Source organism: Candidatus Burkholderia verschuerenii (assembly GCF_001189365.1).
GTDB lineage: Bacteria > Pseudomonadota > Gammaproteobacteria > Burkholderiales > Burkholderiaceae > Caballeronia > Caballeronia verschuerenii.
Window position 1 is genome coordinate 1 of record NZ_LFJJ01000052.1, and the last position, 23,115, is coordinate 23,115.

A 23,115-nucleotide genomic window follows, 5' to 3' on the forward strand; every position below is an offset into this window, starting at 1 on the left:
TTGCCTACTTCGATCGTCTTGGCATGCCTCGCCTCACATAACCTCAACTTCCCGAACCGCCCGGTGCGGACCCGCACGCCGGGTGGTGTGGCAGGGGACCGGCCAGCTTGCTGGCCGCCCCTATGCCAATCGTCCGCGATGATCGGACAAAACCCACATCCGGGTGGCCACCGGACGCGCAATTAACGTCGCGTCAATCTCCTGCTTTATGCTATCGGGCTGGCGCACGGACCGCGCCTTCGGGGAGAGTATGTGTAAAGGCGTTTCCAAGCGATGGCTGCAGGCAATTCAATCACTGCTGGCGTGGACCTTCCTCGCCGCGTTGCTGCCGATTCAGGCACGCGCCACCACGTCTCAACCGGACTGTCACGCCGGCACGCTGATCACCGTCGTCGCGCATCTCGATGACGATCTCCTGTTCGTGAATCCCGGCATCAGCGACAAACTCGATGCCGGCTGGTGCGTGACGACGGTCCATCTGATCGGCAGCGCGAACGGCGCGAGGTTCGACTACGTCGTGCTGCGCGAAACCGGCACCAAGCTCGCCTATGCGCGCATGGCGGGCGTGCCGGACAAATGGAACGAATCCACCGTCACCTTCGCTGGCAAGCCGGTGCATCAGTTGGTGCTCGCGGGACAACCGCGCGTGAAGCTGCTGGAGATGCGTCTGCCAGGCGGCGGCGTGCGCGGCGGCAAGGTGCCGCTCGGCCTGCTTTGGGATCGCGGACAGACCGTCTCGACCTACCCGATGCGCTCCGACGGCACCGGCGCGACGAGCTACGATCGCGCGTCGCTGAGCGCCAGCCTGCGCGCGATCCTCGCGCAAGCCACCGAGATCTACACGCTCAATCCGGACACGGTCGCCTTCATGGAGCATCCGGATCACATTCTGGCGGCGCGCATCACGCGCGCAGTCGCGCAGAGCCTGCATCGGAATATCCCGATCGGCTATCACATCACCTATCCGACCGGCGGGCTGGCGAAGAATCTCGACGCCGAGCAGACGCTCAAAAAGCGCGATGTGGTCGGCAGCTACTTCGCCATCGACGGCAATGACGCCGGACACGTCTTCGGCGAATACATGTGGGATGGCAACTGGATCGCGCGGCGTTATTTCAGCATGGCGCACGCCAATGACGCGGGCGCGAAGTTCCAGCTTCGGCCCTTCCAGCTCGTCAACGAATATTCAAGCCGCTGCGTCGCGTCGATGGGCGCGGACAAGGCGCCGGCGCTCGCCGCCTGTACGGGCGCGGCGCAGCAGAACTGGTACTGGCAGCAGCTTCCGGCGAATCCGGGCGAAAAGCACGACGCGCTGCTGGTGAACGCGGCGACGCGCAATTGCATCGCCGAACACGACTCGTCGCTGGTCGAGGAAGCCTGCAATCCGACCACGCCGACGCAACGCTGGACGCCGTGGGACTTCGGCTTCGTCTATACGCCCGCCGATCACTGTCTGGGCGAGCAGGACGGCGCGCTGGTCGCCGGTCGATGTTCGTCGTCGACGGCGAAGTATCGCTGGTCGCCATCGACGCAGACGGTCTGGACCGACACGCGCAACGAAGGCGCGCTGTACGGCGACGTCAAGGGCGCGGGCCGCGACAGCGTCGTGAATATCCAGCGTCGCAAGGACGGGCCGGGCTTCAACGTCTGGGTCGCGGAAATGTCGCGCTTCGACAATGCGTCGCCGTGGTATCTCAACCCCGTCCCGTTCGATCCGCAAGCGACCGCGCCGACCTGTCAGGGCAACGCAATATGCTTCGACAGCGCCCGCTTCCTGCTCGGCGATTTCGACGGCGGCGGCTGCGCCGATCTGATGGCGATCACGCCGCGCAACGGCGGCACCGCGTTCTGGCTGCTGAAGAGCGCGGGCACGCACTTCGAGCCGCCGCGATTGTGGGCGCAGACGAGCGCGCGCTGGACGCCTGATATCGCGCAGCAATACGTCGCGGGCCGATTTCAACGGCGACGGCCGCGCCGACGTGATGATCGCGCAGAAGCGTGCGGACGCCGGGCTCGATCTGTATGTCGTGATATCGAACGGCGCGACCGGCAATGCGCCCGCGCTCTGGCTCGAGGCGCCCTCGCTCGCGGCGAGCGCGCGCTTCATGCCGGCGCGCGTGCAGGGCTCGGCGCACACGGGGCTGCTCGCGACCGAAGACGTCGACGGCACGCTGGCGCTTTCGCAGTTCGCGAGCACGGGCAGCGCTTTCACGGCGAGTTATCGCACGAATACGTACAAGGAGTTCGAAGCTGCCGATGCGAAAGTCGCGGCGGGCGATATCGACGGCGACGGCGTCGACGATCTGGTCGTGCTCGCCCCGCTCGGCGATGCGACGGGCACGCGCGTCTGAACCATGAAAGGCGGCAAGGCGTTCGGCCCGGCGCACGAATCCGCGAGCCTGTCCGACGTGTCCTTCGCCGATTCGATTCCGGCGGTCATCCGCCACACCGAGCCCGACAACGGCGCATCGCTAATCCTGTTCAAGCGCGCCAACGCGTCGCTTCAGGAGTTCTATTTCACGGGCGGCGCGCCGAGTCTGACGGGATACGACTTCGATGCGCAGTCGTTCGCGCTCGGGCCGGTGCAGATCTGGGGCGATCTGCCGGGATTATTCTCGGAATCGCTGTGGCTCAAGTCGCACGCGTATTGGCCGAAAAGCGCGCCGAAATGAAAACGCGCGCCGCTTGAGAAAAGCGGCGCGCGCGGATTTGGCATCGGCCGATGTTCAGCCCAACCCGACTCGCAGATTCAGCACGTCGCGCGCGATCGCCAGATAGCGATCCGCCGTCGTCTGCAGCGTGAAGCCGTTGAGCGGACGCGTCGTGCGCGGCTGCGTCAGCGCGGCGAGCAGCGCGCGGCCGTAGGCGTCGATATCGGCGGTATCGAGCAGTTGCACGCTCGGGAAGTTATCGGCGAAGGCGAACGACGGAATCGCGTTCGCGACCACCGGAATGCCCGACGCCAGCGCCTCCAGAAAGCCAACGCTATGCGCCTCGAAACTCGACGGCATCGCATACACGGTCGATGCGCGCAGAATCTGCGCGACGTTCGTCTGCGGCCCCTGAATCGACACGCGATCCGTCAGCCCCAGCTCCGCCACGCGATCGACGACGGCCTTGTGATACTCGAGGTTCTCGATCACGCCGCACAGCAGCAGCCGCGCATCCGGCTCGGCGCTCGCCACCCGCGCGAACGCATCGACCGTCTGCAACTGGTTTTTCTCGGGGATATAACGCCCGACCTGCACGATCTGCTTGCACGCGACCGGCACGGCGGACAGCGTTTCATCGGAAAACGCGACACGTCGACACCGTTCGGCACGACGATCATCGACGGATGCGTGCCGATCTCCTGCACATAGTTGTCGATCTGCTTCTGCGACACGCCGATCACCGCCTTCGCGCGGCTCGACAGCAGGCGCTCGGCACGCAGCAGCGCGCGATTGGCGAAGTCGTTCGCGCCCGAATGCATCACCCAGACGATGGGCACGCGCGTCGGCAACAGACGCACGTAGATCGCCGGAATCGTGGCGTGCGCGAAGATGATGTCCGGCTTGAACGAGCGGATCGCGCGATGCAGGAACAGCAGACGCCCGAGCTTGCCGAGGCTCTTGTTCGGGAACGTGCATTCCACGCCGTGCGCGCGCAATTCGGCGCTGATGTGCTTGTAGTCGTCATGCTCGGGCATTAACGACGCAATACAGACGTCGTGGCCCCCATGCTGGTGTCCGATAGCAACGCCTTTTGCCAGTACCTCCGCCCCTGATAATCGTGGCGCCAGAATGACCTGGAGAATTCGCATTTTGTGCAGTCCCTCGCGACTGATCCGAAGTGCGTCCGGAGGCCACACCATGCTAACTAACGTGGTCCCCGACTTTGCCTTTCGCGCGACGACCCTCACATCGCGCGCAAGCGACACACTTCCTGTTTTTTGTGTTTTATTGGTAAAAACGTGCTCGCCGAAACAACGCGGCGGCACGTGGGGTTAAGTTACCCTTGAATTCATACGAGTCGCCCGCCAAGGCGTAGTGTTTATCGGTCGCTGGGGATTTCGTCTGATGCTTTATGCGGCGAGGCATACATGTGCGCGTTGCATCAGGCGCAAAAAAAGCGGGGAAAGCTGCGGAGAAAGAAGACGTTCGGCGGCGCGGGAGACACGCCGCCGGAATGACGAAAAAGACCGGAATCAGTTCGAATTCGAGTTGAGATTCGGGCACTTCAGATTGCAGCCGTTCGGATCGCCGTTATCGGCCCGGCGGCGCATCTGCGAGGTGCCGTTCTGAAACTTGTCGTTCGGCGCGGACGCGGCGAACTGCATCTGCGGATGCTCGTTGAAGCGGAACTGGTCCTGAAGCACGCCTCCCGGCATGCCCGGCGAATTCTGCGCGAACGCGACGGGAACCATATAGATAGCGCCGGCGACGAGCGCGGCGGTGGCGGAAGCAAGCAGCGTGAATTTCATGGCGGTATTTCGCGCGGCAAAGCCGCGTCTGAGACGAAGTGGAACGCGAAGGCAAGTCACTAGGTTAACTCATATTGCATGGCCTGACAGATTTTGACGTTCGCGCGTCCTTTACGGTTCGTTTCCCGCCGCGAATCGATCAGCCGTCCAGCCCTTCTTCCACGCCGACGACCGCGCCGCAACTTTCCGGATCGTAGCCGCCCAGATGCGCGACGCTGTCGCTGAAGGCGTCGCTGCGCAGAATGCGCAACACGGAGGCGAGCCGCGCTTCGTCGAGCCGTGCGCGCTCGCAGGCGAAGAAGTAATCCTCGTCGACAATGGGAATGAAATCGAGCGCGAAATGCTGCGCCGCCGGCTGCACGCCGAAGCCGAGATCCGCCATGCCGCTCGCGACGAACGCCGCGATGGCCGAATGCGTCAGCTCGGTGGTCGCGTAACCGTTGATCTGCTCCGGATCGACACCGACGCTGCGCAGCGACAGATCGAGCAGCATGCGCGTGCCCGAACCCGGCTGCCGGTTGACGAAGCGCACGTCGCTGCGCGCGAGATCGCGCAATCCCGCGATGCGCTTGGGATTGCCCTTCGGCAGAAACAAGCCCTGCGTGCGCCGCGTTAGATGTATCAGCTGATGCTTGTCCGGATCGAGATGCGGACGGTAGATTTCCGCGCAGGTCGATCGAAACGGCCCGATCGGCAAGTGAAAACCCGCCAGCTCGCATTCGCCGCGCGCGAGTGCGCTCACGGCCTCCGCGCTCTCGCGGTATTTGATATCGACCGGCACGCGTTGGTCGCCGAGCGCGCGCACCAGCGTGGCGACCGCGTAGCCGTGCGATGCATGAATCCGCACCTGCGACACCGTGCCCGCAAGGCGGCGGTTCAGTTCGACGGAAACATCGTTCGCGACGGCCTGCAACGGCGTCTCCAGCCGCTCGCTGCTCATGCGCTCGGCGCGCAGCACGGTTTCGCCCAATTCCGACAACACCGACCCGCGTCCGCGCGATTTCGTGATGAGCGCGCCGCCCAGCCGGAGCTCGATTTCGCGCAACAAACCCCACGCGTGCCGATAGGACAAACCCTTAGCGCTCGCGGCATTCGCGATGCTGCCCGTCTGTGAAACGAGCTGCAAAAGCGGCACAACCGCGCTGAGACTGGTTTCCCGGCCGTCGGCGTCCTTCAGGACCAGTTCCGCGCGGCATTCGACATCGATCATATGTAGTCTCCTATCCTATTCCAGGATATATCACGGTGCCTATTGTTCTTTTGCAGGGTTCTTTTGCAGGGTTCTTTTGCAGGGTTCTTTTGCAGGCTCGGCGCCTTTCATTATATAGACTTAAATATGCATCGATAAAACATATGCCGAGCGTTGGAGGAGCCCCATGACACATCCGCAGCTGTCTGCCGCTGCATCCGAAGAGCTGGTGCGTCGTCATGCCGTGCAAGGCACGACCTTGATGACGATTCTTCACGCCGTACAGGACGAAGTCGGCTACGTGCCGGAAACGGCGATCGCGCCGTTGGCGCGTGCGTTGTCGCTGTCGCGCGCCGAAGTGCACGGCGTGATCACCTACTACCATCACTTTCGATCCGCGCCGCCCGCGCGCGTCACCGTGCAGTTGTGTCGCGCGGAAGCGTGCCGCAGCATGGGCACGGAGGCGCTGAAAGATCATGTCGAAGCGCACACGGGTTGCCGCTTCGATAACGGTCACGCGGAAGGTACGGAACTCGAATCCGTGTTCTGCCTCGGCCAATGCGCGCTGTCGCCGGCGATGATGATCAACGGCGAATTGCATGCGAAGGTCACGCCCGCGAAATTCGAGCGCCTTTATGCAGCCGCTTGCGCGAAGGTCGAGAAAGCGGAGGTGACGGCATGACGCGCATCTACGTACCCATCGATTCCGCCGCGCTCGCGCTGGACGCGGAAGCGGTCGCGATTGCGATCGCCGACGAAGCGCAGAAGCGCGGCCTCGACGTGCAGATCGTGCGCAACGGCTCGCGCGGCCTGTTCTATCTCGAACCGCTCGTCGAAGTGGGGAAACGGCCGATGGCCGCATCGGCTATTCGAACGTCGAAGTCGACGATGTCGCCGCGCTCTTCGATGCAGGTTTCCACGAAGGCCAGGCGCACGCGAAAAACGTCGGCATCGTCGACGAGATTCCGTATCTGAAGCAGCAGCAGCGTCTGACGTTCGCGCGCATCGGCATCACCGATCCGCTGTCGATCGACGACTACACGGCGCTAGGCGGCCTCGAAGGCCTGCGCAACGTGCTCGGCATGAACGGCGATACCGTCGTTCAGGACCTCATCGATTCGGGCCTGCGCGGACGCGGCGGCGCGGCCTTCCCTGCCGGCATCAAATGGAAGACGGTACGCGCGGCGCTCGCGGATCAGAAGTACATCGTCTGCAATGCGGACGAAGGCGATTCCGGCACGTTCTCGGATCGGCTGGTGATGGAAAGCGATCCGTACATGCTGATCGAAGGCATGATCATCGCGGGCGTGACGGTCGGCGCGACGTTGGGTTACATCTATGTGCGCAGCGCGTATCCGCACGCCATCGCCACATTGAATCGCGCGATCGACAAAGCCCGCGATGCAGGCTGGCTCGGCGCGAGCGTGCTCGGTTCGTCGCATGCGTTCGAGTTGTATGTTGCCAAGGGCGCGGGCGCGTATGTGTGCGGCGAGGAAACGGCGCTGCTCGAATCGCTCGAAGGCAAACGCGGCATCGTGCGCGCAAAGCCGCCGGTGCCCGCGCTCGTCGGCCTGTACGGCAAACCGACGGTCATCAACAACGTCATCACGCTCGCAACCGTGCCGATCATCTTCGCGAAAGGCGCGGCGTTCTATCGCGACTTCGGCATGGGACGTTCGCGTGGCACGCTGCCCTTCCAGATCGCGGGCAACGTGAAGCAAGGCGGACTCGTCGAACTCGCGTTCGGCGTGACCTTGCGCGAACTCATCTACGAATACGGCGGCGGCACCGCGAGCGGACGTCCGGCGCGCGCCGTGCAAGTGGGCGACCCACTCGGCACGTATCTGCCGGAAAGCCAGTGGGATATTCCGCTCGATTACGAGGAATACGCGAAGGTCGGCGCGGTCGTCGGGCACGGCGGTCTCGTGATTCACGACGACACATCGAATCTCGCCGAACTCGCGCAATACGCGATGCACTTCTGCGCGCTCGAATCGTGCGGCAAGTGCACGCCCTGCCGCATCGGCTCGACGCGCGGCGAGGAAGTCATCGCGAAGATTCGCGACGGCGATACATCGGTAAAGCAGATCACCTTGCTGCGCGAACTATGCGACACGATGGTGTCCGGCTCGCTCTGCGCGATGGGCGGCATGACGCCGTTCCCGGTGATGTCCGCGCTCGATCACTTCCCGGAAGACTTCGGTTTGCCACGCACGCCCGCGAAGAAGGCGGCGTAAAGAAAAGGAGACGAACATGTCCAACACCATCAACGGCTGCGGCTCGGGCAATTGCGCGTGCAAGAGCGCGGCCTCCGTGCAGCGCCGCGATCCGTTCGACGACACCGACTACGGCACGCCGCTGCGTCACGCGGATATCGACGTGACGCTGGAAATCGACGGCCAATCAGTGACCGTTCCCGCCGGCACGTCCGTGATGCGCGCATCGATCGAAGCGGGCATGAAAGTGCGCACGCAAAGCGACAAGCTGCAATCGCTGCGTCGAAACGTGATGGAGTTGTATATCTCCGATCACCCGCTCGATTGCCTCACCTGCCCCGCCAACGGCGATTGCGAGTTGCAGGACATGGCGGGCGTCGTCGGCTTGCGCGAAGTGCGTTACGGCTACGAAGGCGAGAACCATCTGAAGGACAAGAAGGACGAGTCGAATCCGTACTTCACTTACGATCCGTCGAAGTGCATTGTCTGCAATCGATGCGTGCGCGTGTGCGAGGAAACGCAAGGCACGTTCGCGCTGACCATCGCGGGACGCGGCTTCGAATCGCGCGTGGCGGCCAGCGAAAACGTGCCGTTCATGGAGTCGGAATGCGTATCGTGCGGCGCGTGCGTCGCCGCGTGCCCGACCGCGACGTTGCAGGAAAAGACCGTCATCATCCTCGGTCAGGCCGAGCATTCGTCGATCACGACCTGCGCGTACTGCGGCGTCGGTTGCTCGCTGAAAGCCGAGATAAAGGGCAACACCGTCGTGCGCATGACGCCGAACAAGAACGGCCAGGCGAACGAAGGCCACGCGTGCGTGAAAGGCCGCTTCGCGTGGGGTTACGCGACGCACAAGGACCGCATCACGAAGCCGATGATTCGCGCGAAGATCACCGATCCGTGGCGCGAAGTATCGTGGGACGAAGCGCTCAACTATGCGGCGAGCGAGTTCCGCCGCATTCAGGACAAGTACGGGCGCGACTCGATCGGCGGCATCACGTCGTCGCGCTGCACGAACGAAGAAACCTATCTCGTGCAGAAGCTCGTGCGCGCGGCGTTCGGCAATAACAACGTCGATACGTGTGCGCGTGTTTGTCATTCGCCAACCGGTTACGGGCTCAAGACGACGCTCGGCGAATCGGCGGGGACGCAGACCTTCGCATCGGTCGAGCAGTCGGATGTGATCATCGTGATCGGCGCGAATCCGACCGATGGCCACCCGGTCTTCGGCTCGCGTCTGAAGCGTCGCGTGCGCGAAGGCGCGAAGGCGCGAAGCTGATCGTGATCGATCCGCGCTGCATCGATATCGTCGATACACCGCATGTGAAGGCACAATATCACCTGCAATTGCGACCCGGCACGAATGTCGCGATGGTCAATTCGCTCGCGCATGTGATCGTCACGGAAGGCTTGCTGAAGGAAGAATTCATCGCCGAACGCTGCGAAGCGCGTGCCTTCGAGCAATGGCGCGAGTTCGTCTCGCGCGAAGAAAATTCGCCCGAAACGATGGAAGCCACCACCGGCGTGCCCGCACACAAGGTCCGCGAAGCCGCGCGCGTCTACGCGAACGGCGGCAACGGCGCGATCTACTACGGCCTCGGCGTGACGGAACACGCGCAAGGTTCGACGACCGTCATGGGCATCGCGAATCTGGCGATGGCGACGGGCAATATCGGCCGCGAAGGCGTCGGCGTGAATCCGCTACGCGGACAGAACAACGTGCAGGGCTCGTGCGACATGGGTTCGTTCCCGCACGAGTTGCCGGGCTATCGCCATATCAGCGATGCCGCGACGCGCGCGCTCTTCGAAGAAGCATGGGACGTCAAGCTGCAAAACGAGCCGGGCCTGCGCATTCCGAACATGTTTGATGCCGCGACGCACGGCACCTTCATGGGCCTGTATTGCCAGGGCGAGGACATCGTTCAGTCGGACCCGAACACGCAGCACGTAGCGGACGCGCTCTCCGCGATGGAATGCATCGTCGTGCAGGACATCTTCCTGAACGAAACGGCGAAGTACGCGCATGTGCTGTTACCGGGTTCGACCTTCCTCGAAAAGGACGGCACCTTCACCAACGCGGAACGCCGCATTTCGCGCGTGCGCAAGGTGATGCCGCCGCTCGCGGGCTATTCCGACTGGGAAGTGACGATCAAGCTCTCGCGCGCGCTCGGCTACGAGATGAACTACACGCATCCGTCCGAAATCATGGACGAGATCGCGCGTCTCACGCCGACGTTCCACGGCGTATCGTACGAACGGCTCGACGAACTCGGCAGCATCCAGTGGCCGTGCAACGAGAAAGCGCCCGACGGCACGCCGACGATGCACATCGACGAATTCGTGCGCGGCAATGGGCGCTTCGTCATCACCAAGTTCGTGGCGACGCCGGAGAAGGTCACGCGTAAGTATCCGTTGCTGCTCACCACGGGCCGCATCCTGTCGCAGTACAACGTCGGCGCGCAGACGCGTCGCACGGAGAACTCGCAATGGCACGATGAAGACCGTCTGGAGATCCATCCCGTCGATGCGGAAGATCGCGGCATCAGGCACGACGACTGGGTCGGCATCGAATCGCGTGCGGGGCAGACGGTGCTGCGCGCGAAGATTTCGGAGCGCATGCAGCCGGGCGTGGTTTATACGACGTTCTACTTCCCGGAATCGGGCGCGAACGTCATCACGACGGATTCATCCGATTGGGCGACCAATTGCCCCGAGTACAAGGTGACGGCCGTGCAGGTGTTGCCGGTGGAACAGCCGTCGCAATGGCAGAAGGATTATTCGCGCTTCAACACGCAGCAGCTCGAATTGTTGAACATGCGCGATGTCGCCACGACCACCTCGGGAAAATAAAACATGGATGTCGATAACCTGATCGAGATGGCGAACCGCATCGGCGAATTCTTCGATTCGATGCCGGATCGCGAAGAAGCCATCGATGGCGTGGCGGATCATATCCGCCGCTTCTGGGAGCCGCGCATGCGGCTCGCGATTCTCACCGCCGCCGAGAATCCCGAAGCGAGCGCGACGATGGAGCCGATCTTGCGCGAAGCCTTGCACAAGCATCGCGAGAGTCTGATGCCGAAAACGGCCACCGTCTGATTCGACCACGAAAGCCCTGCAAAAAAGCCCTGCAAACGCAGGGCTTTTTTCATCAGTCTTCGTGATAGCCGCTTTCCGCGTGGCCGCTGTCGACGTTGGTTTCCTGCGCGCCGAACCACCTCTCGCAGTGACGCAGCAACGCGTGCACATCCGACGGCGCACGTCCGCGCGCGGCGATATAACCATCCGGCCGCACGAGATAGAACGCGGGCCGCGTGCGTCCGTAGTTGTCGGTGAGCGAATTCGCGCCCTCGCCGCGCGTATCGGTGATGCGCCACACGCGCACCGCGCCGGGCAACAACTCTTCGACGGATTTGGCCAGCCCGTCGAGATCGGGATCGCGCATCGCGTGCGCCACGGTGATCGTCGCGGGCGCAAGCGCGATATCGTCCTCGCCGGTCGGATTCACGAGCAGAAACAGCGAGAAGCAGCCGGGATCGTGCAGATCGTAGAGACAGCCCGATCCGGGCAGACGCCCGAGCGGACCATCGATCACATGCACGCGCGCATCCGGCGCACGTTCGCCCGCGCGCGGACCGCCGTCGAGCAGACGTTCCAGCGTCAGCGGACTCTTGCGATAGTTGATCGACAGTTCGCTGACGGTGCGGCGCATCGCGTCGCGCAGCGGGCCGATGGCGGCGAGCGCGGGCATCACGTGATCGCGCATCAGCTTCATCGGGCCGTGTTCCGCGCCGGCCATCTGCGTGAGCATGCTCGATTGACGCAACACGTCGCGTTCGATCGGATGCCGCTCCGCGTGATACGTGTCGAGCAGCCAGTCGGGCGCCGCGCTCGCGAGCATGCGCGCGATTTTCCAGCCGAGATTGAGCTCTTCCTGAATGCCGGTGTTCATGCCCTGCGCGCCGGCCGGACTGTGCACATGCGCGGCATCGCCGGCGAGAAACACGCGCTGCGTGCGCAGACGATTCACCATCCGCGCGTTCAGATGAAAGTACGACGACCACGACAGATCCGACAGCGCCACGCGATGATGCACGCGCCGCGACATCAGCGCGCGGCATTCGTCGATCGTCGGGCCGCTTCCGTTGGCCGCTTGCGCCGCGTTCGGCGGCAAATCGGCGATCAATCGCGCGCGGCCGCCGCCCATCGGGAACAGCGCGGCCAGGCCTTCGCCGGACGCGAAAATGTGGAATTCGTCGTCGGGCCAGTCGGAATCGGCTTGCAGATCGGCGAGGAGAAACGTTTGCTCGAAAGTCTTGCCGTCGAAGCCGATTTCCAGCCGATGCCGCACGAAACTATGCGCGCCGTCCGCGCCGATCACATACGACGGCCGCAGCGTTTCGTCGCGTCCGTTCGCATGACGCAGCGTCGCCTGCACGCCCGCGGAACCTTGCGTGAGATCGACCAGTTCGACGCCGCGCTCGATCGACACGCCGTATTCGGCGAGATGCTCGGCGAGCAGGCGTTCCGTCTGCGACTAATCGAGAAACAGCAGATACGGATAACGCGTCTGCAAGGGATCGAAATCGAGCCGCGCGAGACGCTGACCGTTGGAATAGAGATTGGCGACGCGCGCGCGATGCCCGAGTTCGAGAAACGGCTGCACGATGCGATGCTGCTCGAACAGTTCGAGCGTGCGTACCTGAATGCCGATGGCGCGCGAATAAGGGGACGGCTCGCGCGCGCGATCGACGAGCCGGACCGGAATGTGAGCGCGCGACAGACTCATCGCGGCGGCGAGCCCGGTCGGACCGGCACCGACGATCAGAACGGGCGCCACGTCGAGTTTCACTTGCGCCGCGTTCGAGTTCGGCTTTGGCGCGAACATGCAGTCCTCCCTAAACGTCACGGTTGGTAGTGTACGCCCCTGTTTTCCGGCTCAATGTGCAGTGCCGCAAGGTATGCTCAGTGGACGTGTCCGCGCTGCTGCAAGACGCAGGCCTGGCACGCCGAGCCGAATTCCACCTGCAGCGTCGAGTGATGCATCGCGTAATCGGTGCGCAAGGTCGCGACGACGCCCTGCACGAAGGTATCGCCCGGATGGCCCTGCGGCATCACCAGATGCACCGTCAGCGCGTTTTCCGTCGTCGAGAGCGCCCAGACGTGCAGATCGTGCACATCGTCGACGCCCGGCAGACGCGTCAGATAGGTGCGGATACGCGCCATATCGACGCCCGGCGGCACCGCGCCCATCGCGAGGCGCATCGCGTCGCGGCCGAGGCCCCAGGTGCCCCAAACGATCACCGATACGACGATCAGGCTCATCAGCGGATCGAGCCAGCTCGCGCCCGTGAACAGGATGACGAGGCCACTCACGGCGACGGCGGCGGAAATCGCGGCATCGGCGGCCATGTGCAGGAAGGCGCCGCGCACGTTGAGATCTTCCTTGCTGCCGCGCATGAAGAGCCACGCGGAGAAACCGTTGACGATCAGCCCGAGCGTGGCGACCACGAACACGTCGAGGCCCGCGACCGGCGCGGGATTGAGCAGCCGCTGGATCGATTCGAGGACGATCGCGCCGCACGCAAACAGCAGCAGCGCCGCGTTGGCGAGCGAGGCGAGAATCGACGAACTGCCGAGGCCGAAGGTGTAGCGCGCGCTGGGCCGGCGCTGGCCGAGCCACACGGCCGCCCACGCGAGCAGCAGACCAAGCACGTCGGACAGATTGTGGCCGGCGTCGGCGAGCAGCGCGGTGGAATGCGCGAGCACGCCATAGACCGCCTGCACGACGACGATCAGCACGTTCAGCCCGACCGCGAGCGCGAACGTCCGTCCTTGTCCCTCCTGCGGCGCGTGATGGTGATGATGTCCGCCCGCGCCGTGGTCATGGGCGTGGCCGTGGTCATGCTTGTGTTCTTCGTGATCTTGATCGTGATCGTGATGCGAATGCGTGCTCATCGGCGTGGCTCGTGATTGCTTTCGGTTACTCGATATCGGTAGCATCGGATTGCTGCGGCTCCGCGACGTGCTCCAGCAACTCGCCGAGCATCGCGCTGATATGGCGATCCGCCGCCACGTAGAACACCTGCTTGCCCTGCCGCTCCGCCCGCACGATGCGCGCGGCCCGCAGCAGCCGCAGATGATGGCTCACCAGCGACGCCGACAAACCCAGCGTTTCGGCGATCGCGCCGACCGCGCGTTTCTGCTCGACGCACGACAGCACGATGCGCAAACGGGTGGGATCGCCCAGCAGGCGAAACAGGTCGGCGAGCGGCACGACGCGATCGTCCGACGTGATGCTGACGGTTGGAGAAGAAGACATCGCGACATCGACTAACATGTGAATATGTGTTCATATGTTAAGTACCATGAGGGCAACAGGTCAAGCCCAAATCCGAAGACCGCCGTCACGAGTGTGGGAAAATGCGGAGTTTGCAAAATTTTCCCGTCATGGACACCGTATTCGCCCGTGGGTTCGCGGCCCATCGTGACGGTCGCCTCACCGATGCGGAACGCGACTACTGCGCCGCGCTCGCCGCCGAACCGCGACACGTCGACGCCCTGCATTACCTCGGCGTGCTGCGCCATCAGCAAGGCCAGCACGCGGAGGCGGCCGAGCTCGTCCGTCGCGCGGTCGATCTGCGTCCGACCGACGCCGGCCTGCAACTGAATCTCGGCAACGCGCTCAAGGCGCTGGGCCGCATCGACGACGCCATCGAGCGGTTTCGCAATGCGCTCACGCTCGCGCCGGGCTTTCCGCCGGCGCAGTACAACCTGGGCAACGCCTATTCGCTGATCGGCCGTCACGAAGATGCCGCCGATCTGTTCGAAAAGACCCTGCGCATCAATCCGGACGATGCCGCCGCGTGGAACAACTTCGGCAATTCGCTGGCCGCGCTCCAGAAGCACGAGGAAGCGAGCGCGGCGTTCCGTCGCGCGCTGTCGCTGCGGCCGAAGCATGCCGGCGCGCACAACAATCTCGGCATGGCGCTCAACGCGCTCGGCGACACGCTCGGCGCGATGGAGCAATTCCGCGCCGCCATCGATGCCGAACCGAATTACGCCGCCGCGCATTTCAACCTCGGCAATATGCTCGATACGCACGGGCATCCGAAAGACGCGCTGCCGTCGCTCGAAAAAGCGCTGGCCTTGCAGCCGCGATTCGCGCCGGCGCATTTCGGGCTCGGGCATGCGCTTGCCAAGCTGGGGCGTCATCGGGACGCGGTGCCGGCGTTCGAGCGCGCCGTCGGGCTCGATCCGAAGTACGGCATCGCGTGGCTGTGTCTCGGCAATTCGCAGATGGCGCTGGCCGCGCATCGCGCCGCCATCCGCGCGTTCGATCAGGCGCTGCGTCTCGATGCCGACATGCCCGCCGCGCATCTGAATCGCGCGCTGGCGATGCTCGCGCTCGGCGATTACAAACGCGGTTTGTCCGGTTACGAGTGGCGTCTGCAGACGCCCGGCAGCGAAGCCGCGCCGTCGCTGCCGCGCTGGAACGGCGAAGCGCTGCCGCATGGCACGCTGGTCGTGCGCGCCGAACAGGGCTTCGGCGATACCTTGCAGTTCGTGCGTTTCGCGGCGTATGCGAGAAAGCGCGTCGGCACGCTGGTGCTGGAAGTGCAGCCGTCGCTGGTGCCGTTGATCGCGCCGGCCGCGCATGCCGCGCGCATCGAAGTGAAGAGCAAGAGCGACGGCGTGCGCATGCATGCCGATGCGTTCTGTCCGCTGCTGTCGCTGCCGCTGGCGCTGGGCATCGCGTCCGCCGAGGCGATTCCCGCGCGCGCGCCGTATCTGATCGTACCAGCGGAATATCGGCGCAAATGGCGCGGCTCGATCGGCGGGCAGGCGCGGCGCAAGATCGGCATCACCTGGTCGGGACGTCTGCAACCGGGCGAGACGCGATCCGCGCCGGTCGAATCGCTGGCGCCGCTGTTCGCGCTCGAGGGCATCGACTGGGTCGTGCTGCAGCCGTTTCTCACCGATCACGAACGCGAAGTGCTGCAGATGCAGCCGAACGCGAAGTCGATTCACCGCTTCGAAGGCCGCCTGCAGAATTTCGCGGATACCGCCGCGATCGTCGATCGGCTGGATGCGGTCGTGTCCGTCGATACATCGGTTGCGCACTTGGCGGGCGCGCTCGGCAAGCCGCTATGGGTGATGCTGCCCTTCGCCGCCGACTGGCGCTGGGGCGTCGATACGGATCGCACGCCGTGGTATCCGAGCGCGCGGCTGGTCAGGCAGCAAGCGCCGGGGGCGTGGGATGGGGTGATGGCGGGGATGGTGGCGGCGTTGGGGGAGTAGTGCGGGGTTCAGTATCTGCCCAAAATCTGCTCAAATATAGAGAATATGCTCATTCCGAGGTAGTATCTCCTCATAAATGAGCCAATACTCCAAACATGAGCAGAATCACAGCCGCAGCCATCATCGAAGCGATGCAAGGCTTAGCCAGAGCGGGCAACACCGCGGTCACATCCACAGACGTAATTCGTGTCACGCAAGGAAGTTCGGCTACGGTCCGTCGCCATCTAGACGCGTTGTGTGCCAGCGGGCACATCACGCGCAGCGGTCAGGCCCGAGCAACGCGCTAATCGACTAGCGGACAAAACTACAGACTCACCAGGCGGCTCCAATGAGCCACTCGTGGCAGCAGGGCCGGCATGATCCGCCGCTTCGATCGAACTCGAGCTGCCGCTGGCCGCGCGCAACCCTGTAACTTATCAGCGCAGGTTCGTCGAAGACTACGTGCCCAACGAGAGTTGGCTCATGCCTCGAGAGTTAGCCGAGAGCCTGTATCGCGACGGACGACTGCGCGAACAACAGCCGGCGGGAACATACGCGCGCAAGGTGCTGGAACAACTACTGATCGATCTGTCCTGGTCGTCCTCTCACCTGGAAGGGAATCGCTTTTCCTTGCTGGCCACGGAAGAGCTGTTCCGGCGCGGCACCGCCGGCGACGATGCCGACGCGGTCATGTTGTTGAACCATAAGGCGGCGATCGAGTTCATGGTCGACGGCGTGCCGATGCAAGGCTTGTCGGCCTCCATCGTTCGCAACTTGCACGCGGTGCTGATGAGCGACTTGCTCGCCGACACGGAAGCTTTGGGCGCGATCCGCACGAAGATGGTCAACATCAGCGATACGGTCTATATCCCGACCCAGATACCCGCGTTGCTCGAGGACATGCTGGAGATGATCCTCAACAAAGCGCGACTTATCAAAAATCCGATCGAGGGCGCGTTCTTTCTTTGGGTGAACCTCGCCTATTTACAGCCATTCGAGGACGGCAACAAGCGCACCAGCAGACTGGCGGCGAACATTCCGCTGATGCTCTATAACTGCTCGCCGCTCTCGTTTCTGGATGTCAGTCCTCGCGACTACGCGCTGGCGATGCTGGGCGTGTACGAATTTCTCGACGTCTCGCGCGCAGTCGATTTGTTCGAATGGACGTATCGCCGCTCGATGAAGAAGTACATCGTCGTGATGGAGTCCGTGGGTGCACCCGATCCGCTTAGATTGAAATATCGGGAGTACTTGACGGAAGCTGTCGGGCTGGTAGTCCGCGACAGACGATCCGCTCAGACGGTGATCGAGGAATTGGGCCTTTCTGACGAGCGTGCGCCCGGATTCGAAGCCATGCTTCTCGATGAACTCAAGAAGCTCGCCGTGTTCAACTGCGCGCGTTACCGACTGACGATGACCGCTACTCAGGCATGGATCGATGCCGATCGACCGCACTGAATCACTGCTGGACATGCCCCGAAAGTCGTCGACTTACGGGGCATGTCCGAACCTCACGACTCCACCCACCCATCAAGCCGTCTTATACTGATTCCGCGCTTCTGGCGTGCGATACAGCACGAACGTCGCGATCAGGCCGCAGATCGCCGCGAGACCCATCCAGATGCCGGGCGCGGCCTTGTTGCCCGTCGCGTGGATCAGATAGGTCGAGATCGCCGGCGTGAAACCGCCGATGGTCGTCGCGAGGCTGTAGGCCATCGAAAAGCCAGTGGTGCGCACATCGGCGGGCATGACTTCGGTCAGCGCGACGACCATCGCGCCGTTGTAGCTGCCGTACAGGAACGACAGCCACAGTTCGACCATCAACAGACGCGCGAACGACGGATCGGCGACCAGCCACTGCACCGCCGGATACGACGTCAGGATGGTCAGAATCGTGAACACCAGCAGCACCGGACGGCGTCCGATGCGATCCGACACCGCGCCCATCACTGGCAGCCACACCAGATTCGAGATGCCGACGCATACCGTCACGACCAGCGCATCGATGGCGGACAGCTTGAGCACTTCCTTGCCGAACGTCGGCGTGTACGCGGTGATCATGTAGAACGACACCGTCGTCATAATCACCATGCCCATGCCGGCAATCACCACGCCCCAGTTCTGGCCGATCGAGCGCGCGATCTCGCCCATGTTCGGACGATGCTTCTTGGCCAGGAACTCGTCCGTCTCACGCAGCGAACGACGGATGATGAACAGGAACGGCACGATCAGGCAGCCGATCAGGAACGGCACGCGCCAGCCCCAGGCGGTCATCTGCTCGGGCGGCAGCGTGCGATTCATGATCACGCCGATGAGCGCCGCGAACACCACCGCGACCTGCTGGCTACCCGACTGCCACGAACAATAGAAACCCTTGTTGCCCTTGGTCGCGATCTCCGACAGATACACCGAGACGCCGCCCAGTTCCACGCCCGCCGAAAATCCCTGCAGCAGTCGCCCGCCCAGCACGATGACCGGTGCGAACGCGCCAATGGTCGCGTAACCCGGCACCAGCGCGACGCAAGCCGTGCCGACCGCCATCAATGCGAGCGTGAGAATCAAGCCCTTGCGTCGGCCGTGATGGTCGATGTACGCGCCGAGCACGATCGCGCCGACCGGCCGCATCAGGAAGCCCGCGCCGAACACGGAAAGCGCGAGCATCAGCGAGGCGAATTCGTTGCCGCTCGGAAAGTAGGTCTTGGCGATCGCCGAAGCGTAATAGCCATAGACCATGAAGTCGTACATCTCGAGGAAGTTGCCGCTGACGACACGGAAAACCGTCTTGGCCTTCGACTCGTTGGCGGGTGCTATATGGGCTGAGGACATGTGACTATCTCAAAAACTGACTGGGGAGCGGTGCGATCGCCAAACTCAAGCCGCCTGACAGCGGCTGTTTATATTTATAGGGTTAACCCGTAACACGCCTGTCAAGCCCCGTCGCCTCAATCTTACCGCGTCATGTCGCCGCGCTGCACGCAACTTCGGCTAATTTCGCCCAAGTAAATATTAAAATTATCTTACATACGCCTATCCATAGTCATTCATTTTGCTTTCCACATGTTCGCCGCAGGCTTTCGATTCCGCGCTCTCGTCACTAGTGTCTGCGCCCTTGCCGCTTTCTCGATTAATCCACTGCCAACAAGCAGCATCACAAACGGTTGCGTTAGTCAATCAGTATTCCTGTTAAAAAATGATAATAGGAAACCTCTGGTCGCATGATGACCGACGCTTTCGTATGATCGCGGGTTAAATTTGGCTGTCCTCGCAGTCGATGCTCAACGCCGCCTATCCGCGGCTCTGGCGTCGGCGCACGCTACTGGAATTCTTCATGACCGAGCCGCTGATCGTTGTGGAAGGCACATTCGCCTGCCATCGCTACGTCCGCTGACCGATCCGCTTTTGCGTTTCGGTCGCGAGTGGTCGTCCGCGCGCATGCGCCCGATCCGATCGAACTCCGAAATATCGCTGTTCGCGGCGCGGCTCGAAACCGCCTATACCGAAGCGGTCTCGCTCGCCGAGCGCAGCGCGCCGTACGCGCCGATGAACCTGTGGGCCGTGTTCCCGAACAGCCGCGTGCGTCAGTCCATGCTGCGTCTGATTCAGGGTTACGATGTCGAGGAACCCACGCCCACGCCGCAAGCCGCGCCGGTCGCGGAACCCATTCCGCTGAATGTGCGTCCGCCCGAGTATCGCCGGCCGTCCGACGAGGCCATCATCCCGAAGCCGCTGAAGACCGCCGTCGCACTGGCAGCCGCGGCGCTCGTCGCGTGGCTGATCTTCGGCCACGAACAGCATTTGCCGGACGATATCGCGCCCGCTGCATCGAGCGCCGAGAATGATGCGAAGGGTGATGCGGGTGCCGACGCGAAGGTTGATGCGAAGCCCGAAGTAACCACAGCCCCCGCGCCTGTCTCCACGCTTAGGATTGCAGACAACACGCCGCCCGTGCCGAAGCCGACGCAACTGACAGTAACGCCGCCGGCAAACGACAGCCCGTCGTCGAGACCGTCAGTCAGGCGGCAAAGCCCGCCGCCGTTACACTGATAACGCCGATCACACCGATCGCGCCAGTCGCACAAGGGCCGGTCACACAGGCCACGAACACGCGCCACGCAAAAACATCGCCGGTTGCGGTCGCCGCTCGCCCGGCGACTACGCGCGCCATCGTCGCGGAGCGCGCGACACGCGCCACCGCCACGGAGCACGCCGCCAAGCGCGTCGCACGTACCGAGACCCACCGCGCTGCCACCGCCTATGCGCACCGGCCATCATCGTCGAACGCGCCGGTTTCATATGCAGCGACCAGCCGCAAAGCCACGAAAACCCGCGCTGCATCGTGGGCCGGAGACGCTTACTACGACGCCTACGACGCCGCACCGAACGTCACGCGCGCCCGCGACCACCGCGCTTACGCGCCACGCGACACCTACGCGCAACGAGACAGCGTGACGCGCTTGGCGCCGGTAACCAAACCAGTCAGCTCGCTGGACACCCGGTCGCTCTACGACATGCTCCAGCATTCGCCGACACTCGATGACAACTTCAACGCGGGCGTGTCGGGCAACGAAGCGCGCCATGCATCCGCGAAATGAGAGACGCCGCACAGCCCTCAACGCACCGGGCGACACCTCGTCGCCCTATTCTACTTTTTCGGCACGATGCCACCATGAAGCACTTACGTTCCACCCGCTCCGCGATTCTCATCTTCACGCTGACGCTGTTCGGCGCGTTCTTCCCGCTGGCCGATGCGCTCGCCGCCGCCAAGCCCGACACATCGGCAAGTCAGCCCGCGCCCGCGGACGATCTGTCCGATATCACGCCCGATGGCTCGGGCGCGCCTGTCACCGGCAATGTCACGGAGTTGCAGGATCTGACCAAGGCGGGCAGCCTCGTCGAACTCCGCTCGACGCGCAACGCCAGTTACGGCGCGCAGCTCTACTTCCTGCCGCGCGAGATGGTGTACTACATCGCGCTGTCGCAGGAGACGCGTTTGTGGCGCGTCGTGAAAACGCAGGACGATGTGCGCGCCGAATCGGTCTACGCTCAGTTCGCGCGCAAGAGTTTCGATCTGGCGTCGGGCGAAATTCGTCGCGCGCAGCTTCAGGCGCAGACCGCGCTGCTCGATCGCGTGTCGCGGTATCGGCGAACCGCTTGTCGGCCGATCTCGCGCTGGCGCAGCAGCAGGACGCGCAGGTATCGGAACGTCAGCAGAAGTTGCAGGCCGAATCGATGGCGCTGGCATCGGACAAGGCCGAAGCCGAGCGCAAGCTGCGCGTGTTGCAGCAGCAGGTCGATCAGCTTCAGCGTCAGAGCGAAGCCGGTTTGACGCCGGTTGCGCCGTCTTCGGTGCGTTGATCCGTCCAACCGTCGAAGGCTGAAATGCAGAAGGCCCGCTTCACACGAAGCGGGCCTTCTGCTTTGAACGCGTCGAATCTGCGATATCAGAACCGCGTTTCGCGCGCCACGCGCAGGAAGGTATCGAGCAGCGGCGTGCAGTCGAGCAGTTCGTCGCCGCCCGCGCGATGAAACTCCGGATGCCATTGCACGCCGACGACAAACGGCGCCTTGCGATACCGCACCGCCTCGATGATGCCGTCCTCCGCCGACACCGCCTCGATATTCAGATCGCGGCCGACCGTGCGCACCGCCTGATGGTGGATCGAGTTGACGAGCGCGTCGCGGTTATTCGGGAACATGTTGACGAGCGAAGAACCGTCCGGAAAACGGATCGAGTGACGATGCTGATCGTACTGCTCGTTGACGTGGATACCGGCCGTCGGCATGTCGGTGGCGATATCGCCGTAGAGCGTGCCGCCGAACGCCACGTTGATCAGCTGGCAGCCGCGACACACGCCCAGCACGGGCTTGCCCGACTCGATGAACTCGTGCAGCAGCTCCAGTTCGTACATGTCGCGCACGCGATCGCCCGGCCATTCGGGACGCGTCGTGACTTCCTCGTAGGACTGCGGCGAGACGTCTGCGCCGCCTTGCAGCAGCAGGCCGTCGAGATGCTTCGCGTAATCGCGCAGGCGAATGTTGCTCGTGTGCAGCATGCCCTGATGCCCGACCGTCGGAATCATGAACACCAGCACGTCGCGCGACATCACCCAATGCGCGATGGATTCCTCCAGATACTGCAAGGTCTTGCCGCGCAGCCCTTTCGCGCCCGGTTCCGGGTGAAAGATCCGCGCCGATACGCCGATGCGCAGCGTCCGCTGCGTCATGCGCTGCCCGGCCCGGTCGAAAATCTGCCGCGCGCGCGCCGCGATCACGCGGCCGAACACCGACCACGTCGAATCCGACTGCTTCATGTAGGCATGCTGGGGCTGCGCGCCCGGCTGCTGATGCGGTGGCATCTGCGGCGGATTGAGCGCGCCGAAGTCCGGCACCGCGCTGATTTCCGGCGGAAAGCCCTTCGGCGCGGGCGAGACGGTCGCCGGTTCTTCGACGACCGTCAGCGTGTCGATATCGACATCCGTGGCGGCTTCGGCTTCCGTCGCGGCTTCGAGATTCTGCGCGAGGCTGGCGCGGGCATCGACGGGCGGCGGCGCTTTGGCGCGAACCGCTGCTTCCTGCGCCGCCGTGGCGCTGGCGGCCACCGCGCGCGCTTCGCGGGCATCGTCGGCGCGCGCCTGCTGCAGATCGGCGGCTTCGACATTCGATGCGCTCGAAGGCGCATCCGTCGATGCGCGTTCGGACGCGCTTGCCTTCGGCCCGGGCGCCGACGCCTGCGCAGCCGTTTCGGGCGGCGCGGTCGGATTGGCTTCGCTTATTGGCGGGGCCGCCGCCGGGCGCTTGGGCGCGCCGTCCTGCGAGACACCGCTTGCGGCGGAATCCGCGCCACCACGTCGCGGATCGTTACCGCCTGCACCCGCGCTGGTTCCCGAGGGGTTTGCGTCGTTGGACATTTTGTTCTCGCTCATTCCGATGTCAGACGTCTGGGCGTCGTAGGAAGAATGGACACAATT

At 63.6% G+C, this 23,115-nt stretch carries 19 protein-coding genes and 5 pseudogenes; 12 read left to right on the forward strand and 12 right to left on the reverse strand.

Annotated features, from left to right (window positions below):
- Window positions 1-292: 292 nt before the first annotated feature.
- From BVER_RS33705 to BVER_RS35205, 4 genes are all read right to left on the reverse strand, one after another.
- Window positions 293-1,129 carry a hypothetical protein gene (locus tag BVER_RS33705; RefSeq protein WP_232316502.1) on the reverse strand — a complete coding sequence of 279 codons (837 nt, stop codon included), beginning with the start codon at window positions 1,127-1,129 and terminating at the stop codon, window positions 293-295.
- Window positions 1,111-1,383 carry a hypothetical protein gene (locus BVER_RS33710; protein ID WP_232316503.1) on the reverse strand — a complete coding sequence of 91 codons (273 nt, stop codon included), beginning with the start codon at window positions 1,381-1,383 and terminating at the stop codon, window positions 1,111-1,113. The genes BVER_RS33705 and BVER_RS33710 overlap by 19 nt, the downstream gene beginning before the upstream one ends.
- A gap of 63 nt (window positions 1,384-1,446) precedes the next feature.
- The gene (locus tag BVER_RS33715) at window positions 1,447-1,677 is read right to left on the reverse strand and encodes a hypothetical protein (RefSeq protein ID WP_232316504.1); all 231 of its coding nucleotides are present in this window, start codon (window positions 1,675-1,677) and stop codon (window positions 1,447-1,449) included.
- A gap of 60 nt (window positions 1,678-1,737) precedes the next feature.
- On the reverse strand, window positions 1,738-1,872 hold the full coding sequence (locus tag BVER_RS35205; protein ID WP_269750758.1) for a hypothetical protein: 135 nt from the start codon (window positions 1,870-1,872) through the stop codon (window positions 1,738-1,740).
- Window positions 1,873-2,105: 233 nt separating this feature from the next.
- Here BVER_RS35205 and BVER_RS33720 point away from each other — a divergent pair, with 233 nt between their 5' ends.
- On the forward strand, window positions 2,106-2,351 hold the full coding sequence (locus tag BVER_RS33720) for a hypothetical protein (protein ID WP_232316506.1): 246 nt from the start codon (window positions 2,106-2,108) through the stop codon (window positions 2,349-2,351).
- 3 nt (window positions 2,352-2,354) lie between these two features.
- Window positions 2,355-2,672 carry a hypothetical protein gene (locus tag BVER_RS33725; protein ID WP_232316505.1) on the forward strand — a complete coding sequence of 106 codons (318 nt, stop codon included), beginning with the start codon at window positions 2,355-2,357 and terminating at the stop codon, window positions 2,670-2,672.
- Window positions 2,673-2,726: 54 nt separating this feature from the next.
- Here BVER_RS33725 and BVER_RS36250 read toward each other — a convergent pair.
- From BVER_RS36250 to BVER_RS11870, 3 genes and pseudogenes are all read right to left on the reverse strand, one after another.
- Window positions 2,727-3,802, reverse strand: a pseudogene (locus BVER_RS36250) (glycosyltransferase family 4 protein).
- A gap of 384 nt (window positions 3,803-4,186) precedes the next feature.
- Window positions 4,187-4,462: a hypothetical protein gene (locus BVER_RS11865; RefSeq protein ID WP_050453470.1), complete on the reverse strand. Its 276-nt coding sequence runs from the start codon at window positions 4,460-4,462 to the stop codon at window positions 4,187-4,189.
- A 139-nt stretch (window positions 4,463-4,601) separates the two neighbouring features.
- Entirely contained in the window at window positions 4,602-5,672 is a 1,071-nt protein-coding gene (locus BVER_RS11870; protein WP_050453471.1) for a substrate-binding domain-containing protein, read from the reverse strand.
- A 166-nt stretch (window positions 5,673-5,838) separates the two neighbouring features.
- On the opposite strand from BVER_RS11870, the gene BVER_RS11875 reads away from it, so the two are divergent.
- From BVER_RS11875 to BVER_RS11890, 4 genes and pseudogenes are all read left to right on the forward strand, one after another.
- Window positions 5,839-6,333 carry an NAD(P)H-dependent oxidoreductase subunit E gene (locus BVER_RS11875; protein WP_050453472.1) on the forward strand — a complete coding sequence of 165 codons (495 nt, stop codon included), beginning with the start codon at window positions 5,839-5,841 and terminating at the stop codon, window positions 6,331-6,333.
- Window positions 6,330-7,888, forward strand: a pseudogene (locus BVER_RS11880) (formate dehydrogenase beta subunit). Before BVER_RS11875 ends, BVER_RS11880 begins: the two are co-directional and overlap by 4 nt.
- Before the next feature lie 16 nt (window positions 7,889-7,904).
- A pseudogene (gene fdhF, locus BVER_RS11885) lies at window positions 7,905-10,717 on the forward strand (formate dehydrogenase subunit alpha).
- Window positions 10,718-10,720: 3 nt separating this feature from the next.
- Entirely contained in the window at window positions 10,721-10,966 is a 246-nt protein-coding gene (locus BVER_RS11890) for a formate dehydrogenase subunit delta (protein ID WP_050453473.1), read from the forward strand.
- A gap of 52 nt (window positions 10,967-11,018) precedes the next feature.
- Here the strand turns inward: BVER_RS11890 and BVER_RS11895 are convergent.
- The 3 genes and pseudogenes from BVER_RS11895 to BVER_RS11905 all read right to left on the reverse strand — a co-directional run bounded on the left by BVER_RS11895 (window position 11,019) and on the right by BVER_RS11905 (window position 14,189).
- Window positions 11,019-12,755 (reverse strand): annotated as a pseudogene (locus tag BVER_RS11895) (FAD-dependent monooxygenase).
- A gap of 77 nt (window positions 12,756-12,832) precedes the next feature.
- On the reverse strand, window positions 12,833-13,825 hold the full coding sequence (locus BVER_RS11900; RefSeq protein ID WP_083452154.1) for a cation diffusion facilitator family transporter: 993 nt from the start codon (window positions 13,823-13,825) through the stop codon (window positions 12,833-12,835).
- A 25-nt stretch (window positions 13,826-13,850) separates the two neighbouring features.
- Window positions 13,851-14,189: an ArsR/SmtB family transcription factor gene (locus BVER_RS11905; protein ID WP_050453475.1), complete on the reverse strand. Its 339-nt coding sequence runs from the start codon at window positions 14,187-14,189 to the stop codon at window positions 13,851-13,853.
- A 128-nt stretch (window positions 14,190-14,317) separates the two neighbouring features.
- Between BVER_RS11905 and BVER_RS11910 the strand changes: the two genes are divergently transcribed.
- Window positions 14,318-16,168 (forward strand): tetratricopeptide repeat protein, encoded by a 1,851-nt coding sequence (locus BVER_RS11910; protein WP_157056024.1) that lies wholly within the window; start codon window positions 14,318-14,320, stop codon window positions 16,166-16,168.
- Window positions 16,169-16,609: 441 nt separating this feature from the next.
- Window positions 16,610-17,605, forward strand: coding sequence for a Fic family protein (locus BVER_RS11915; RefSeq protein WP_332309093.1), 996 nt, complete (start codon window positions 16,610-16,612; stop codon window positions 17,603-17,605).
- Between the two features lie 72 nt (window positions 17,606-17,677).
- On the opposite strand, the gene BVER_RS11920 is transcribed toward BVER_RS11915, so the two are convergent.
- Window positions 17,678-18,973 carry an MFS transporter gene (locus tag BVER_RS11920; RefSeq protein ID WP_050453478.1) on the reverse strand — a complete coding sequence of 432 codons (1,296 nt, stop codon included), beginning with the start codon at window positions 18,971-18,973 and terminating at the stop codon, window positions 17,678-17,680.
- Between the two features lie 606 nt (window positions 18,974-19,579).
- Here BVER_RS11920 and BVER_RS11925 point away from each other — a divergent pair.
- From BVER_RS11925 to BVER_RS36455, 4 genes and pseudogenes are all read left to right on the forward strand, one after another.
- The gene (locus BVER_RS11925) at window positions 19,580-20,191 is read left to right on the forward strand and encodes a hypothetical protein (RefSeq protein ID WP_157056025.1); all 612 of its coding nucleotides are present in this window, start codon (window positions 19,580-19,582) and stop codon (window positions 20,189-20,191) included.
- A 401-nt stretch (window positions 20,192-20,592) separates the two neighbouring features.
- On the forward strand, window positions 20,593-20,739 hold the full coding sequence (locus tag BVER_RS31455; RefSeq protein WP_157056026.1) for a hypothetical protein: 147 nt from the start codon (window positions 20,593-20,595) through the stop codon (window positions 20,737-20,739).
- A gap of 74 nt (window positions 20,740-20,813) precedes the next feature.
- A pseudogene (locus BVER_RS36450) lies at window positions 20,814-21,221 on the forward strand (DUF2968 domain-containing protein); the annotation flags it as partial.
- The gene (locus tag BVER_RS36455; RefSeq protein ID WP_440588096.1) at window positions 21,140-21,502 is read left to right on the forward strand and encodes a DUF2968 domain-containing protein; all 363 of its coding nucleotides are present in this window, start codon (window positions 21,140-21,142) and stop codon (window positions 21,500-21,502) included. The pseudogene BVER_RS36450 and the gene BVER_RS36455, both read left to right, overlap by 82 nt.
- Window positions 21,503-21,588: 86 nt before the next feature.
- Here the strand turns inward: BVER_RS36455 and BVER_RS11935 are convergent, their stop codons facing one another.
- Window positions 21,589-23,055, reverse strand: a complete 1,467-nt coding sequence (locus tag BVER_RS11935) for a type 1 glutamine amidotransferase (RefSeq protein ID WP_440588095.1) — start codon at window positions 23,053-23,055, stop codon at window positions 21,589-21,591.
- Window positions 23,056-23,115: the final 60 nt, after the last annotated feature.